This is a genomic window from Acetobacterium tundrae (assembly GCF_008086615.1).
GTDB classification, from domain to species: Bacteria; Bacillota; Clostridia; order Eubacteriales; family Eubacteriaceae; genus Acetobacterium; species Acetobacterium tundrae.
In genome coordinates this window covers 278326-293469 of record NZ_RXYB01000001.1, presented here as the reverse complement: position 1 = coordinate 293469, position 15144 = coordinate 278326, and the positions used below count along the sequence as shown (strand labels likewise).

Annotated in this window: 13 protein-coding genes and 1 tRNA gene; 1 reads left to right on the top strand and 13 read right to left on the bottom strand. The window is 41.7% G+C overall.

Annotated features, from left to right (window positions below):
• Positions 1–143 precede the first annotated feature (143 nt).
• Genes trpA through trpE form a run of 7 tightly spaced genes read right to left on the bottom strand, consistent with a single transcriptional unit; the run spans position 144 to position 6581 of the window.
• Positions 144–929: a tryptophan synthase subunit alpha gene (gene trpA, locus FZC40_RS01345; protein ID WP_148602138.1), complete on the bottom strand. Its 786-nt coding sequence runs from the start codon at positions 927–929 to the stop codon at positions 144–146.
• On the bottom strand, positions 922–2106 hold the full coding sequence (gene trpB, locus FZC40_RS01340; protein ID WP_148602137.1) for a tryptophan synthase subunit beta: 1185 nt from the start codon (positions 2104–2106) through the stop codon (positions 922–924). Before trpB ends, trpA begins: the two co-directional genes overlap by 8 nt.
• Positions 2103–2711: a phosphoribosylanthranilate isomerase gene (locus tag FZC40_RS01335; RefSeq protein WP_148602136.1), complete on the bottom strand. Its 609-nt coding sequence runs from the start codon at positions 2709–2711 to the stop codon at positions 2103–2105. The genes trpB and FZC40_RS01335 overlap by 4 nt, the downstream gene beginning before the upstream one ends.
• A gap of 31 nt (positions 2712–2742) precedes the next feature.
• The gene (gene trpC, locus FZC40_RS01330) at positions 2743–3516 is read right to left on the bottom strand and encodes an indole-3-glycerol phosphate synthase TrpC (protein WP_148602135.1); all 774 of its coding nucleotides are present in this window, start codon (positions 3514–3516) and stop codon (positions 2743–2745) included.
• On the bottom strand, positions 3513–4541 hold the full coding sequence (gene trpD, locus FZC40_RS01325; RefSeq protein WP_148602134.1) for an anthranilate phosphoribosyltransferase: 1029 nt from the start codon (positions 4539–4541) through the stop codon (positions 3513–3515). Before trpD ends, trpC begins: the two co-directional genes overlap by 4 nt.
• A complete protein-coding gene (locus tag FZC40_RS01320; RefSeq protein ID WP_148602133.1) occupies positions 4534–5118 on the bottom strand; it encodes an anthranilate synthase component II in 585 nt (194 codons plus the stop codon). Before FZC40_RS01320 ends, trpD begins: the two co-directional genes overlap by 8 nt.
• Positions 5118–6581: an anthranilate synthase component I gene (trpE, locus tag FZC40_RS01315; RefSeq protein ID WP_148602132.1), complete on the bottom strand. Its 1464-nt coding sequence runs from the start codon at positions 6579–6581 to the stop codon at positions 5118–5120. The genes FZC40_RS01320 and trpE overlap by 1 nt, the downstream gene beginning before the upstream one ends.
• A gap of 531 nt (positions 6582–7112) precedes the next feature.
• On the opposite strand from trpE, the gene FZC40_RS01310 reads away from it, so the two are divergent.
• Positions 7113–8483, top strand: a complete 1371-nt coding sequence (locus FZC40_RS01310) for a PhoH family protein (protein WP_148602131.1) — start codon at positions 7113–7115, stop codon at positions 8481–8483.
• Between the two features lie 129 nt (positions 8484–8612).
• Here the strand turns inward: FZC40_RS01310 and FZC40_RS01305 are convergent.
• From FZC40_RS01305 to ilvN, 6 genes are all read right to left on the bottom strand, one after another.
• Positions 8613–8700, bottom strand: a tRNA-Leu gene (locus tag FZC40_RS01305).
• A 116-nt stretch (positions 8701–8816) separates the two neighbouring features.
• Positions 8817–9434 carry a dephospho-CoA kinase gene (coaE, locus tag FZC40_RS01300; protein ID WP_148602130.1) on the bottom strand — a complete coding sequence of 206 codons (618 nt, stop codon included), beginning with the start codon at positions 9432–9434 and terminating at the stop codon, positions 8817–8819.
• A 9-nt stretch (positions 9435–9443) separates the two neighbouring features.
• The gene (polA, locus tag FZC40_RS01295) at positions 9444–12086 is read right to left on the bottom strand and encodes a DNA polymerase I (RefSeq protein ID WP_148602129.1); all 2643 of its coding nucleotides are present in this window, start codon (positions 12084–12086) and stop codon (positions 9444–9446) included.
• A gap of 154 nt (positions 12087–12240) precedes the next feature.
• Positions 12241–13623: an NADPH-dependent glutamate synthase gene (gene gltA, locus FZC40_RS01290; protein ID WP_148602128.1), complete on the bottom strand. Its 1383-nt coding sequence runs from the start codon at positions 13621–13623 to the stop codon at positions 12241–12243.
• Between the two features lie 3 nt (positions 13624–13626).
• On the bottom strand, positions 13627–14511 hold the full coding sequence (locus FZC40_RS01285; RefSeq protein WP_148602127.1) for a sulfide/dihydroorotate dehydrogenase-like FAD/NAD-binding protein: 885 nt from the start codon (positions 14509–14511) through the stop codon (positions 13627–13629).
• 133 nt (positions 14512–14644) lie between these two features.
• Positions 14645–15142 carry an acetolactate synthase small subunit gene (ilvN, locus tag FZC40_RS01280; RefSeq protein ID WP_148602126.1) on the bottom strand — a complete coding sequence of 166 codons (498 nt, stop codon included), beginning with the start codon at positions 15140–15142 and terminating at the stop codon, positions 14645–14647.
• Positions 15143–15144: the final 2 nt, after the last annotated feature.

Below are 15144 nucleotides of genomic sequence, written 5' to 3'. Positions count from 1 at the left end.
GACTTCCTCCTATAAATATTATTAGTATCCTAAACTATACTATAACATGTTTTACCCTTTTTCACAGATAAAAAAAGCAATATTGACTGTTATTTTTTGCTCAAGTATTTATTAGTTCATGTATTAAACCAAGTTAAATGGTTCTATGAAATGGCTTCCTTCATTGATTTTACATAATTGTATAAACTATCACTGGCGTTATCTCCGTGTTCGGAGATGATTTTCACAATGGCACTGCCGACAATCACGCCATCAGATATCTTCGCGATTGCTTTAGCCTGATCAGGATCTGAAATTCCAAATCCCACGGCGATTGGTGTCTCAGAAACCTGCCGAATATCGTCAATCATGGTCTTCAAGTCTGTTTTTATTTCGCTTCTCACTCCGGTAACGCCCATTGAAGAAACAAGGTAAATAAACCCGGTGGCTTCCTTCGCCAGTGTCTGAATCCGGTCTTTTGAAGTTGGCGCAATCAAGGTAATCACATCCACGCCATAGGTTTTCGCAACGTCTAAAACTTCTCCTTTTTCTTCAAAAGGCAGATCGGGAATGATGATCCCGTTAATTCCTGATTCCTGACAAGCTTTAAAAAAGCGATCAATCCCATAAACAAAAATGGGATTGATATAGGTTAAGAAGACCAGCGGAATCGCTGTTTTCTGTCGCACCCGTTTTACCATCATAAAGATTTTATCAGTTGTGGTACCAACGCTCAGGGCCCGTTCATTGGCTTCTTGAATAACCAGTCCTTCGGCAATGGGATCAGAGAATGGAATCCCAATCTCCACCAGATCTGCCCCGGCTTTTTCTATTGCTAAAATAAATTCTTCGGTTTTATCCAAAGACGGATCTCCGGCGGTGAGAAAAGCAATAAAGGCTTTATTGTCTTTAAAGATTTTCGATATTTTATTCGCTTGTAAATTACTCATAGATATTTTCCCCCTTATATCGGGCAATGGCTGCCACGTCTTTGTCGCCCCGACCGGAGACATTGACAATAATAATTTCATCCTTTTTCATTTTTGGCGCCAACACCATGGCATAAGCAATGGCATGAGCCGATTCAATGGCGGGGATAATTCCCTCTGTTTTTGAAAGATATTCAAAAGCATTCACCGCTTCATCATCTGTAATCGCGACATACTCGGCCCGTTTAGTATCATGAAGGTTGGCATGTTCAGGACCAATACCAGGATAATCCAAGCCCGCGGAGATGGAATACACCGGCGCGATTTGGCCGAACTCATCCTGACAGAAATAGGACTTCATGCCATGGAATATTCCCAAACTGCCCTTGGCAATCGTTGCTGCGGTAAGAGCGGTATCGACACCTTTGCCGGCAGCTTCACAGCCAATCAGTTTAACCTCTTTATCCGCTATAAAATTATAAAAGGCACCCATGGCATTACTGCCGCCGCCGACGCAGGCGATTACGGCACTGGGCAGCTTTCCCTCTTTTTCAAGAATCTGCTGCCGCGCTTCTTTACTGATCACACTTTGAAAATCCCGAACCATTTCAGGAAAGGGGTGAGGTCCCATCACCGAACCGAGAACATAATGGGTATCTTCCACCCGTTTCGTCCACTCCCTCATCGTTTCATTAACCGCATCTTTAAGGGTCATGGTTCCCGCCGTCACCACATGTACCCGGGCTCCCAGCAATTCCATTCTAAAAACATTAAGGGCCTGCCGATCAGTATCTTCTTTTCCCATAAAGATCTCGCATTCAAAGCCCATCAGCGCTGCGGCGGTAGCAGTAGCCACGCCATGCTGTCCTGCTCCTGTTTCAGCAATGAGACGTGTTTTTCCCATTTTCTTAGCCAACAAAGCCTGACCTAATACGTTGTTTATTTTATGAGATCCGGTATGGTTTAAATCTTCTCTTTTTAAATAGATTTTTGCTCCGCCTAAATCTTTCGTCATTTTTTTTGCATAATACAACCGAGATGGTCGTCCGGCATATTCATTCAGCAACTCTGTGAGTTCATCTTGAAAATCTTGATCATTTTTATAGTGTTCATAGGCTGCTTCCAGTTCGATGATTGCATTCATCAGAGTCTCGGGAATGTACTGTCCCCCGTGAACCCCGTATTTTCCTTTGCTCATTGATTCATTCTCCTTATTATTTCGATAATTTTTATGATTTTGTCACGATCTTTTTTTCCGTCCGTTTCAACCCCGCTGCTGATATCCACGCCATAGGGGTTCACTTGATTAATCGCTTCTTTAACGTTATCACTATTAAGACCTCCCGCTAAAAAGAAGCCCTCTTTAATATCAGCAATCAATCCCCAGTTGAAACATTCTCCCGATCCGCCATACTGATTGGCATCATAGGTATCAAATAAACGAAAGTCGCCAATGGTTTCTTTAATATCCATCCTGCCTCTAATTCGCATGGCTTTGATGATTGGAAGGGATACCGCCTGTTTTAAAGTAATAATGGTCTCATCATCCTCATCGCCATGAAGCTGAATCACATCAATCACCCCATTATTGGATAATTCTATTATCTCTTTTATTGGCTGGTTGACAAAGACACCCACCGCTTTGATAGTCGGGTCCAGAGCAGCTTTCAAAACTTTAGCTTTTTCTCCATCCACCTGCCGCCGGCTTTTTGCGAAAACTAATCCAACATAATCCGGCATGGCTTCATTGACTGCCTCAATATCTTCCAGCCGAGATAATCCGCAAATCTTTATTTTAGTCATCTCATACCTTTTTCTAATTTATTTAGAAGCCTTACATGCCTTTGAGTTTATTCAGTTCTTTTTTCTTATCTCCACTTTTCATCAGGGTTTCGCCAATTAATACCGCATTCGTTCCATTTTCTTGTAGTTTTATGATATCATCTGCTGTCTTTATTCCACTTTCAGAAATAAAAAGGATTTCCGGTGGCACCAGTTTTCGCAGCCGAATGCTGTTGTTGATATCCACTTCAAAGTTTTTTAAATTTCGATTGTTCACCCCAATCATTCGCCCGCCGGCGTTTAACGCTCTCTGTATTTCCTCTTCATCATGAGCTTCCACCAAAACGGATAAGCCCAAGACATCAGCAATTTGAAGATAACGCTTCACCTGATCATCCGTCAGTATGGAACAAATCAGTAAAATCGCATCCGCCCCAATGAGACTGGCTTCATAAATCTGAATTTCATCAATGATAAAATCTTTTCTCAGCAATGGGATACTCACGTTTTTCTTGATTTCTGTCAGATAGTCGTTGGATCCCTGAAAAAATTCTGGTTCGGTTAAAACCGAAATGGCATTGGCTCCGGCGGCTTCATATTCTCTGGCAATGTTCACATAGGGAAAATCTTCTGCAATCACCCCTTTTGACGGGGATGCTTTTTTTACTTCACAGATAAAGGCGATCCCGTCATTCGACAAGGCTTTTTCAAAGGCAAAGGGATGATCCGATATTTTTGCCTGATCTTTTAGGGCTTGAAGAGGGATGGTTTGTTTTAATGTCGCGACCCGTTTTTGGGTGGATTCAACAATGCGGTCCAGGATCATGCAACAACCTCAACGGCAACTTCATTGGTCCGTTTAATAAAGACATCTAACTTTTCTTTAGCCTTACCCGAATCAATCAGTTCTTCCGCTAATTTGACACAATCCTGAAGGCTCCTGTTGTCTTGAGACAGATAGAGACAAAATGCCGAGTTTAAAACCACGACATCCCGTTTAGAGCCTTTTTCTCCATTGAGAATATTCCGGGCTATGCGTGCATTTTCCTCTTGATCCCCGCCAATCAGTTCGGATAGCTCACATCGTTTCAATCCAAACTGTTCCGGTGTAATAACGAAAGACTTTATTTTCCCTTCAGCTATTTCACAAATGGTGGTAGCCTCCGACAAGGTGATTTCATCCAATCCATCGTGTCCGTGAACTACCATACCGTGCTTCACATGAAGGTTATTTAGAACATTGGCTAAGGGTTCCACCAGCTTTTCATCATAAACACCAAGCAGCTGCAGGTTGGCTCCGGCCGGATTGGCCAGCGGTCCTAAAATATTAAAGATCGTCCGTATTCCCAATTCTTTCCTCACTGGCGCCGCATACTTCATGGAGGCATGATAGGTGGGTGCGAACATGAAACAGATTCCCAGCTCATTCAGGATTTTTTCACTTTCTTCCGCCGACAAGGCAATGTTTACTCCCAGCGCTTCCAATACATCGGCACTTCCGCATTTGCTGGAAACACTGCGATTTCCATGTTTCGCAACCGGTACTCCGCCAGCGGCGATAACAAAGGATGAAATCGTGGAAATGTTGAAAGTCCCAACCTCGTCGCCTCCGGTTCCCACGATATCCAGAACATCGGTTTTTGGGTGGATTTTTTTGCATTTATCCTGCATAACCATAGCACAGCCGGTGATTTCATCAATGGTTTCGCCTTTTTGGCGTAAAGCCGTTAGAAAGGATCCCATCTGGGCATTGGTCGCTTCCCCACTCATAATCTGATTCATAACTGCTTTTGTTTGCTCCAGGGATAAATCATTCCCATTAACAACGTCATAAATTGCTGATTTAATCATTATCTTCGCTCCCTATCTTTAAAAAATTCTCGATCATTCTGTTTCCGTTTTCTGTTAAAATCGATTCCGGATGGAACTGAATCCCATACACCTCATAATCCTGGTGCTTCACTGCCATGACTTCCCCGTCATCATCTTCTGCAATAATCAGCAACTCATCCGGAAGGGTGTTTCGCTCCGCCCCCAGGGAATGATACCGTCCTGCTGCGATCGTCGCTGTCAATCCCTTGAAAATGGCGTTTTCATTGTCAATATGAACCCAGCTTTGCTTTCCATGCATCAATGTTTTGGCATAGGTAATTTCTCCGCCAAACACTTCACAAATGGCCTGATGCCCGAGGCATACCCCGAGGATCGGCGTTTTATCTTTAAAATAATCAATCACCCGCTCACAGATACCGGCATCCTTTGGCCTTCCCGGCCCAGGCGAAATAATAATATGGTCCGGCTTTAATTCAGCGATTTCTTCCAAACTGAGTTCGTCATTTTTAATCACTCGGATATTCGGATTGATGACCCCCACATATTGATAAAGGTTATAGGAAAAGCTGTCGTAATTGTCGATAAGTAATATCATTATTCAACCTCCTGGGCCCGTTCAAGCGCTTCAAACATCGCTCTCGCTTTATTGTGTGACTCATTAAATTCTTTCTCCGGAATGCTGTCAGCGACAATGCCGGCACCAGCGGAAACGTAGACTTTATTATTTTTCTTCACCGCCATCCGAATGGCGATGCACATGTCCATGTTTCCGGAAAAATCGATATACCCGACGGCACCGCCATACACGCCGCGTTTTTCGCCTTCCAGTTCATTGATGATTTCCATGGCTCTTTTTTTGGGAGCCCCTGACAGGGTTCCCGCCGGCAGTACCGCTGACAACGCATCAAATTGATCCAGATGCTCTTTTAAAATTCCTATCACGGTCGAGGCAATATGGGTAATGTGCGAATATTTCACCACCTGTTTGTATTCCTCAACAACCACCGTTCCAAATTCACTAACCTTTCCCAGGTCGTTTCGTCCCAAATCCACGAGCATGTTGTGTTCGCTCAATTCTTTTTCATCCTTAAGAAGTTCCGCAATAAAAGCTTCATCTTCATTTGATGTCGCGCCCCTTGGGCAGGAACCGGCAATCGGGAAGGTGGAGAGCTTTGAGTTTTTCAGTGATACCAGCGTCTCCGGCGAAGCTCCGGCAATTTGGATTTCGTCAAAGTCGATGTAAAACATATAAGGTGAGGGATTGATGGTTCGCAGCACCCGATAGGTTGACAGCAAATCGCCTTCAAACGCTGCTTCCATCCGGTTGGAAATCACCGCTTGAAAGATATCTCCCTGGTAAATATGTTCCTTCGTCTTTTCCACCATATTGCAGTAAGTGTCTTTGGAGAAAAGATAAGAAAAATCGGATGTGACTCTTCCTGAAAATTTTTCCGTACTGCTGCAATTCTTGATCAAGGATTCTATTTCCATGAGTTTGACGACCCCATCGATATAATTTTTTTCAAAATCATCCGTTTTAATATTAACGATGATCACCATCTTTTGCCGCAAGTGATCATAAGCAATGACTTTATCAAAAAGCATCAGTTCTAAATCATCAAAACCTTCAGCATTGTTATTTTCAAGCGTCAAATTTCTTTCGGTATACTTGACAAAGTCATATGAGACATAACCCACAAAACCGCCAGTGAAATCCGGTAAAAAATCCAGCTTCGGACTTTTCCATTCCGCAATGATTTTTCTAAGCACTTCTAAAGGATTATCTCTAACTCCGTCTTTAACCCTGCCGTTTTTTATTGTTACTTCCCCGTTTAAGCAGGTAACAGATAAGGTGGGATCAAATCCTAAAAATGAATAACGCCCCCATTTTTCACCCCCTTCAACACTCTCCAGCAAATAGCATTTCTTACTGGTCGATTTTAAGCATTTAAGCACCTCAATGGGTGTTTTAATATCCGAAAACAATTCCAAACTGATCGGGATACTCTGGTAGGTTTCACAGTATTTTCTGGCGTCTTCCATGGATGGTTTAATCATATCTTTATCCTTTCTTTTAAATAAAAATTGGTAATAAAAAAGCGCTCGTCCTTGATTAAATAAAATTAATCAAGGACGAGCGCAAAAATTCAGCCCGCGATACCACCTTCATTTACAGAGAAAATCCCTGTACACTCTGCAGAATACTAACATATTCCTCGCAACTTACGTATGCGTCACGTCGTAGAATACTCAGAAAACAAAAAATTCAGTTTCCTTTGGCTACGCCCTCAGTGGTCCATTTGATGGTCTGCGTTGTGCGAGGCTCTCAGCCTTCCTCGCTCTCTGTAACTGCACGATACACCGTTATCTCCACGTCAACGGTTTGAAGATTTATTAAATTAGTTAAAGCTTAATTGATTTCCCTTCTTTTGTCAATTGCTTTTTCTTTGATAAAGCAATCATTAAGTTATTTTAACAAAAAACGCATAATACTATTAAATTTAACATGATCAAAACATTTTAATTCTTTTTTTAGGTTAAAATCTAGTTGAAACTAAAAAACATAAAATAAATTTTATGGAGGTTTTTATGCAAAAAACATATGTGCTGGATACCAATGTTTTGATTCAATCACCTAATGCATTGTTATCATTTGAAGATAACAAAATTGTCCTTCCCATCGCCGTGCTGGAAGATTTGGACAAACTTAAAAACGATGATGGCGAACGTGGTTCCAACGCAAGACAGTCTATTCGATTTTTAGAACAATTAAGAAAACTTGGTAACCTTTTTGAGGGCGTCGAACTTAAAACCGGTGGCACGCTTAAAATCGAAGCAAATTTTGCTTCAGTGGAGCTTCCATATAGCTTTCAAGGCAATTCGATTGACAATCGAATTTTAAAGGTATGCAAAGGTCTGATCGATCAAGGTGAGCCAGTCACGCTTGTTACCAAAGACATTGTCGTTCGATTAAAATCTCAAATGCTTAATATTCCTACGGAAGATTTTTTTGCCGAACAATCACCCCTCTTTGAGGAACAATATACCGGACGCATGAACGTGTTTGCATCCGATGATGACATGGAAGATTTTAAGAAAAAAGGAATTCTTCCCGAAAACATCTATATTTTAAATGATCAGAATACTAAATCTTACATTACCCCCGAATATAATCAGTTTTTTATTATTCAATCTGATACAAAAGATAGAAAAACATTACTCGGACGATTCAACGGGAAAAAGATTGTCTCACTAAAAAGTTTAGATATCGAACCTTTTGGAGTAAAGCCTAAAAATGTCGGACAACGCTTTTTGCAGGAAGCTTTAATGCAAGATGCTGATACTGCGCCTTTAGTGATCATAAAAGGTCCTGCCGGAACGGCTAAAACTTTTTATTCCCTTGCGGCAGGGTTGCATCAAACACTGGAAACAGATTTAAAAGGATATCGAAAAATTTTAATCACGCGGCCCAATGTCCAATTTGATGAAGAAATTGGTTTTTTACCTGGAAATGAGCAGGAAAAAATAGCCCCTTTATTACGCCCAATCATTGATAATCTGGAAGTTTTAATGGATCGTAATGATAAATCCCGATATCAAAATGAAGTTGAAACCCATCACAAAATAGATGAGCTTTTTGAGCGTGGTATTATCACCGCGGAGGCAATGAATTTTATCCGAGGTCGATCCATCACACATACTTTTTTAATAATCGACGAAGCTCAAAATCTGACTCCCAAACAAGTAAAAGGTATTATCACACGGGTTGGAAAGGGTACGAAAGTCGTTCTACTTGGAGATCCAATGCAAATCGACCATCCTTTGTTAGATGAAAAAACCAACGGACTAAGCTATGCTTCAGAAAAAATGAAGGGAAGTCCTCTTTGTTTCCAACTGACTATGTTCACTGATGAATGTCTGCGTTCACCATTAGCTTTTGATGCCGCCCAAAGAATGTAGAAAATAGCTGTTAGCAGTAGCAAATAATTAGCATTAGGAACTCAACATCACTCATAAAGGAAAATACTTTCCTTTATGTTACATAATTAAAGCCGATTGCTTCCGCAATCGGCTTTTTATTCATAATAATGGTGCGAGGAAAGGGACTTGAACCCTCACTGCAATATTTTGCAACAGGCCCCTCAAGCCTGCGTGTCTGCCATTCCACCATCCTCGCATAAAAGGCAGGATTTTTTACCCTGTCTTTTTATTATAAAGGAATCAATGAAAAAGATCAACAGAAATTTTATTTTTTTATCCAGATTGTCGATAAACCATCATACCGATCAATTGTTAATCAATCATATGCGCCATCCCAGGCTTACACCTATTGAAATATACCCTGATTGCCATACGCAAGTCGTCGAGACTGCCATTATTTTCAATAATGATATCTGCCCGTTTTATCTTTTCATCATCTGTCATTTGCATGGCGATCTTTTTTATGGCCAACTCCTGAGAAACTCCGTCTCTTTCCATGATACGCTTAATTCGAATCTCTTCATCTGCCACCACCAGCATGGTTTCATCAACATCGGTCTCAAGGTTTGTTTCAAAGAGGAGCGGACAATCATAAAAAACAAGACTTACTCCGTTATTCTCATAGAAATTGATTAGCTCATCATATAATCTTTTGACTTCCGGATGGACAATCGCATTAAGCTTTTTTCTCGACTCCTCATCCTCAGCAATAATTTCTCCTAAAAGACTTCGGTTCAGTTCGTCCTTTTCATTTAAACAGTTTTCGCCGAAGGCCTCGGCAATCTTTTGAAGGCCCTGGCTGCCGGGCTCAACTGCCTGTCTGGCCAACTTATCCGCATCGATAACCGGATAGTTGAAGCATTCCTTTAATACCCTTATCACTGTGGATTTTCCGGATGCAATTCCTCCGGTAACACCAATTATTTTCATATCAACGCCCTATTTTAACTCATACCAGGATGCTCCGCTGTTAACATCCACAGTGATGGGAACGCTCAGTTGAGCCGCCCCTTCCATTTCTTCTTTAATAAGACGTTCCACCTGTTCCTGCTCATTTTTCGGCGTATCGATGATCAATTCATCATGGACTTGAAGAATTAGCTCGGCTTCCAAATTTTCATCATTTAAGCGATTATATACCCTAATCATGGCCAGCTTGATGATATCCGCTGCGCTCCCCTGAATCGGCGTGTTTAGGGCCATCCGTTCGCCAGCCTGGACAAGGATGCCGTTTCTGGAATTCATTTCCGGGATATATCGCCTTCTTCCCCAAATGGACGTCACGTAGCCATCCTCTTTTGCCTGTCGTTTGACATTTTCCATATAATCCTGCACTTTTGGATAACGGGCAAAATATCGATCGATATAATTTTGAGCTTCATTTCTTGAAATGCCCAACTCTTTTCCGAGACTGAAAGCCTGCTTTCCGTAAATCAAACCAAAGTTAATCGCCTTTGCCTGTCCACGCTGCGTACGAGAGACCTCTTCGAGGGTAACCCCAAATATTTCAGAGGCGGTACGGGTGTGGATATCCTGTTCTTTATTAAACGCATCAATGAGATTTTCATCGCCTGACAGATGAGCCAGTACTCTAAGCTCAATTTGCGAATAATCGGCATCCACTAAAATATGATCCGCATCAGACGGAACAAAAACCCGTCTGATTTCCCTGCCCATTTCGGTCTTTATTGGAATGTTCTGAAGGTTGGGAGCGGAACTGCTTAACCGTCCGGTTGCTGCCACCGTTTGATTAAAAGTTGAATAGATTTTATTGGTTTTTGGCTCAACGAAAGCCATTAAGCCACGACCATAGGTTGAATCCAGTTTGGACAGGGTTCGATATTCGATAATTTTTTCAATAATAGGATGAAAATGGATGAGCTGCTCCAATACCTCAATATTGGTGGAGTAACCCGTTTTTGTTTTCTTCACCACGGGCAGTTTTAGTTTTTCAAACAGAACTTCCCCTAATTGTTTGGGCGAATTAATATTAAATTCGTCGGTTTCAGCCAGCTCATAAATTTCTCGGGTCAAGCCTTCCAGTTTGTCTTCAAAATCTTTGGAAAGCACTTTCAACTGGGATACATCAATTTTAAAACCAAGCTCTTCCATCGATGCCATGACTTCCAGCAGCGGCATTTCGATGGTCTTGAACAAGGTCATCATTCCTGTTTCATTGAGCTCTTTTTCCAGAACCGTTTTAAGCGCTTTCACTGTTTCACAATTTTTCACGAAATAGTCTGCCAAAAGCTGTTCCTCAACATCACCAATTTTAACCAGTTTTTTTCCTTTTCCAAACATCTCTTCATCATCCAGAATATTGCGATCCAAATATTTATAGGCCGCTGTTTTTAAATCGTATCGCTGATCTCCCGGACTCAGCAGATAAGTGGCAATATAGGTATCAAACGCTTCATTGACCTCTAAAATCCCCGCCTGATGGAAAATATGGATCAGATTTTTAAGATCCTGACTGATGATTCCCAGTTTATTGATATTTTGCAGGTTCCGAAGTTGTTCAAAAAAATTAAACTCTTCCACGATTTGAGGATTTAAATAAAAATACTGTTTTTCGATTTCCAATGCTAAATAAACATGACTCTCTTGCTGATGATAATAAATTGTCACTTCTAGAGCTTTTGATAAAGCTGCAAAGAGATCCTCCATTTCCTGACCTGTTTTTATCCACGTAAAATCGATCGCCTTTTCAATGAGTTGAACTTCTTCGGTGGCGTCTATTTTGGAAAGAATGTTTTTAAACTCCAGCTCTTTGAGCATCTCAATACTATCTGGATTAAAAATATTGTGAAAAGAAAGCTCTTCAAAATCACCTTCCCAGGGGACGTCCAGTTTAATGGTTCCCAACATTCGGCTCTTAAAGGCAGCTTCTTTCCCGGCGACTAATTTTTCCTTTTGTTTGCCTTTCTCTTCATCTATATGCTCATAAAGGTTTTCCAGCGATTCATATTTTTGTACCAGCTTAATACCTGTTTTTTCTCCGATCCCCGCGATTCCAGGGATATTGTCGGATTTATCCCCCATCAGTGCTTTCAGCTCAATGAGGTCTCTGGGAATGAGTCCGTATTGTTCCTGTATCCAGGCTTCGTCGACTTCTTCCAATTGCGAAATTCCTTTGATTGTATATAAAACTTTAACGGTTGGACTAACCAATTGGAAGGCATCCCGATCCCCAGTGATGATTTCAGTTTCAAAACCTTTTTGGGAGCCCAGCACAGCCAGGGTTCCGATAATATCATCGGCCTCAAAGCCCTCCATTTCCAGAATGGAAATATCCATTTTTTCCAAAAGTTCCTTCAGAATCGCAAACTGCTCTTCTAACAGTTCGGGCATTTTATGACGCCCGCCTTTATAATCATCATACGCTAAATGCCTGAAGGTCGGTGCTTTCAAATCGAAGGCAATTCCCAGATAATCAGGTTGGTATTCCTCCTGTATTTTAACTAATATGTTAACAAAGCCATAAATGGCATTTGTTGGAACGCCCTTTGAATTTGACATTTCGCGAATGGCATAGAATGTTCGATAAATCAGACTGTTTCCGTCAATGAGTATGCTTTTCATATAAATTCCTTTCCATTTTTCTATTCCGTTATTAATATTATACCAAAAGACTGGTTCATTGAACACCTTCATAAAATTTATATGTAAAAAGACCCATGAACGATTATGATTCAATCATTCATGGATCTTTTGTAATATGTATATTAAAATTTGATTATTTTTTCAAGTAATCGTCGATTGCCCGGGCAGCCTTTTTTCCAGCGCCCATAGCCAGGATGACGGTGGCTGCACCAGTGACCGCATCGCCGCCGGCAAATACCCCATCCAAAGTCGTTTCCCCGGTTTCTTCTTCGGCGATTAGGCATCCTTTTCTGTTGGATTCAAGCCCTGGGGTTGTCGAAGAAATTAATGGATTGGGTGACGTTCCCAGTGACATGATCACGGTATCAACATCGATTACGAACTCACTGCCCGGAATTTCAACCGGCCGCCTTCTTCCCGAAGCATCCGGTTCGCCAAGCTCCATTCGAATACATTTAATTCCCTTAACCCAGCCTTTTTCATCGGCAAGAATTTCAACCGGATTACATAACAGGTCAAAAATAATTCCTTCTTCAATCGCATGATGAACTTCTTCAGCTCGAGCCGGCAGCTCCGCCTGGGATCGTCGGTAAACAATGTGAACTTCTGCACCGAGTCTCAATGCGGTTCGGGCGGCATCCATGGCAACATTTCCGCCACCGACAACGGCAACTTTTTTCCCGGCTCTGATTGGGGTATCATAACCTTCCTTAAAGGCCTTCATCAAATTATTTCGGGTCAGGAATTCATTAGCCGAAAAAACACCATTGCTGTTTTCTCCCGGGATGTTCATAAACATAGGCAGTCCGGCGCCTGAACCGATAAATACGGCCTCAAAACCCTCCTGATGCATCAGTTCATCGAGGGTAACCGTTCGTCCGATTATGACGTTCGTTTCTATTTTAACCCCCAGTGCTTTAACATTATCCACTTCATGCTGGACAACGGTATCCTTGGGGAGTCTGAACTCCGGTATTCCGTAGACAAGCACGCCTCCCGCTTTATGAAGAGCTTCAAAAATGGTGACATCATACCCAAGTTTGGCTAGGTCTCCGGCGCAGGATAATCCCGAAGGTCCGGCCCCGATGACCGCCACTTTGCGGCCATTCTTCGGCAGCGTCTGACTTAAGTCAATATTATTTTCTCTTGACCAGTCAGCAACAAACCGTTCCAGCTTTCCAATGGCGACAGCATCGCCTTTTTTGCCGAGGACGCAGAGTTCCTCACACTGGCTTTCCTGAGGACAAACCCTTCCGCAAACGGCTGGAAGTGAGCTTGATTCCGCAATGACTCGGGCCGCTTCTTCAAATTCACTGTTCTTAACATGCTCGATAAATTCAGGAATATTGATCGATACTGGACATTGGGTCACACACATCGGTTTTTTGCAGTGAAGGCAACGCTCTGCTTCGGCAACAGCTTCAGACTCAGAATAACCGAGACAGACCTCGTCAAAATTTGATCGTCGTATTTCCGGAGCTTGTTCTTTAACGGGGACTCTTTTCTTTGTTTCCATTGTTTATTCCCCCAACCCTAAATTGCATACATGTCCTTCTGCTTTTTTCTGTCTCTCAATCTCGACTCTTCCTTCTTCGGTCTGATATTGGGTTGACCGTCTCATTGCTTCATCGAAGTCAACCAGATGTCCATCAAATTCCGGTCCATCAACGCATGCGAATTTGGTCACGCCGCCAACAGTCAGTCGGCAACCGCCGCACATGCCGGTACCATCAACCATAACCGGATTCATACTGACAATGGTTTTGATTCCATAATTTTTTGTAAGCTGGGCGATAAACTTCATCATAATCATCGGTCCGATGGCGACAACAAGATCGTATTTTTTACCTTCTTTTTCAATCAAGTCTTTTAATAAATCTGTTACAAAGCCCTTATATCCATATGAACCATCATCGGTGGCGACGTAAAGATTTCCTGTAACAAGTTTCATTTCTTTTTCCAGCAGCAGATAATCTTTTGATTTACAGCCAACGATGGCATCCGCATCAATTCCATGTTCATGAAGCCATTTAACCTGTGGATAGACTGGTGCAGCGCCAACGCCACCGGCGACAAACATAATGTTTTTCTTTTTCAATGCTTCAAGATCTTCTTCAACGAGTTCTGAAGGCTGACCAAGGGGCCCGACAAAGTCACTAAAGTTGTCGCCCGCTTCCATTAAGGCCATTTTTTTTGTTGAACATCCCACCGTTTGAAATACGATGGTTACCGTCCCGGCTGTTTTGTCATAATCGCAGATGGTCAGCGGGATTCTTTCACCCTTTTCATCCATTTTAACAATCACAAATTGTCCCGGATTTGCGGCTTTCGCAACTCGGGGTGCCGCCACATCCATCAGATAAATATTAGGTGCCAATAACCTTTTTGCTATAATTTTATACATCATTGAACCTCCTTGTTTTACTAGAATGTTCTATTCGAACTGATTATATAATAAAAGTAATTCTCTTACTACAAGTATTAACCGCTAAAAAGATTTTCAGCGGTTAATACTTGTTCGATTTAATTTTATATTCCTAAAAGGATAATACTTTAGCCCCACGTTGTAAGCCCGTATCGCCTGAGCGAATGAACTCCAGGATGCCATAGGGTTCAACCATATTGAAAAATGCATCAATTTTATCTCGGGTTCCGGTAATTTCGACAATCAGACTTTCTCTGGCCACATCCACGATATTTGCCCGGAACATATTTGAAATTTCAACGACTTGGTTTCTGTTGGTATCATCAGCTTTTACTTTTATAAATACAAGTTCTCGGGTAATTGATTCTTCCGGTTTTAATTCAATTACGGTAATCACATCAATGAGCTTGTTTAGTTGTTTTTTTATCTGCGTTAATATCTGTTCATCCCCGGTAACCGTAATGGTAATACGGGAAAATCTTGCATTCTCGGTTGTTCCAACGGTAAGGCTGTCAATATTATAGCCACGTCTTGCAAAAAGTCCTGAAATACGACTAAGAACTCCAAAATTATTTTCTACCAGCAACGACAAACAAGTTTTTTTCTCCATAT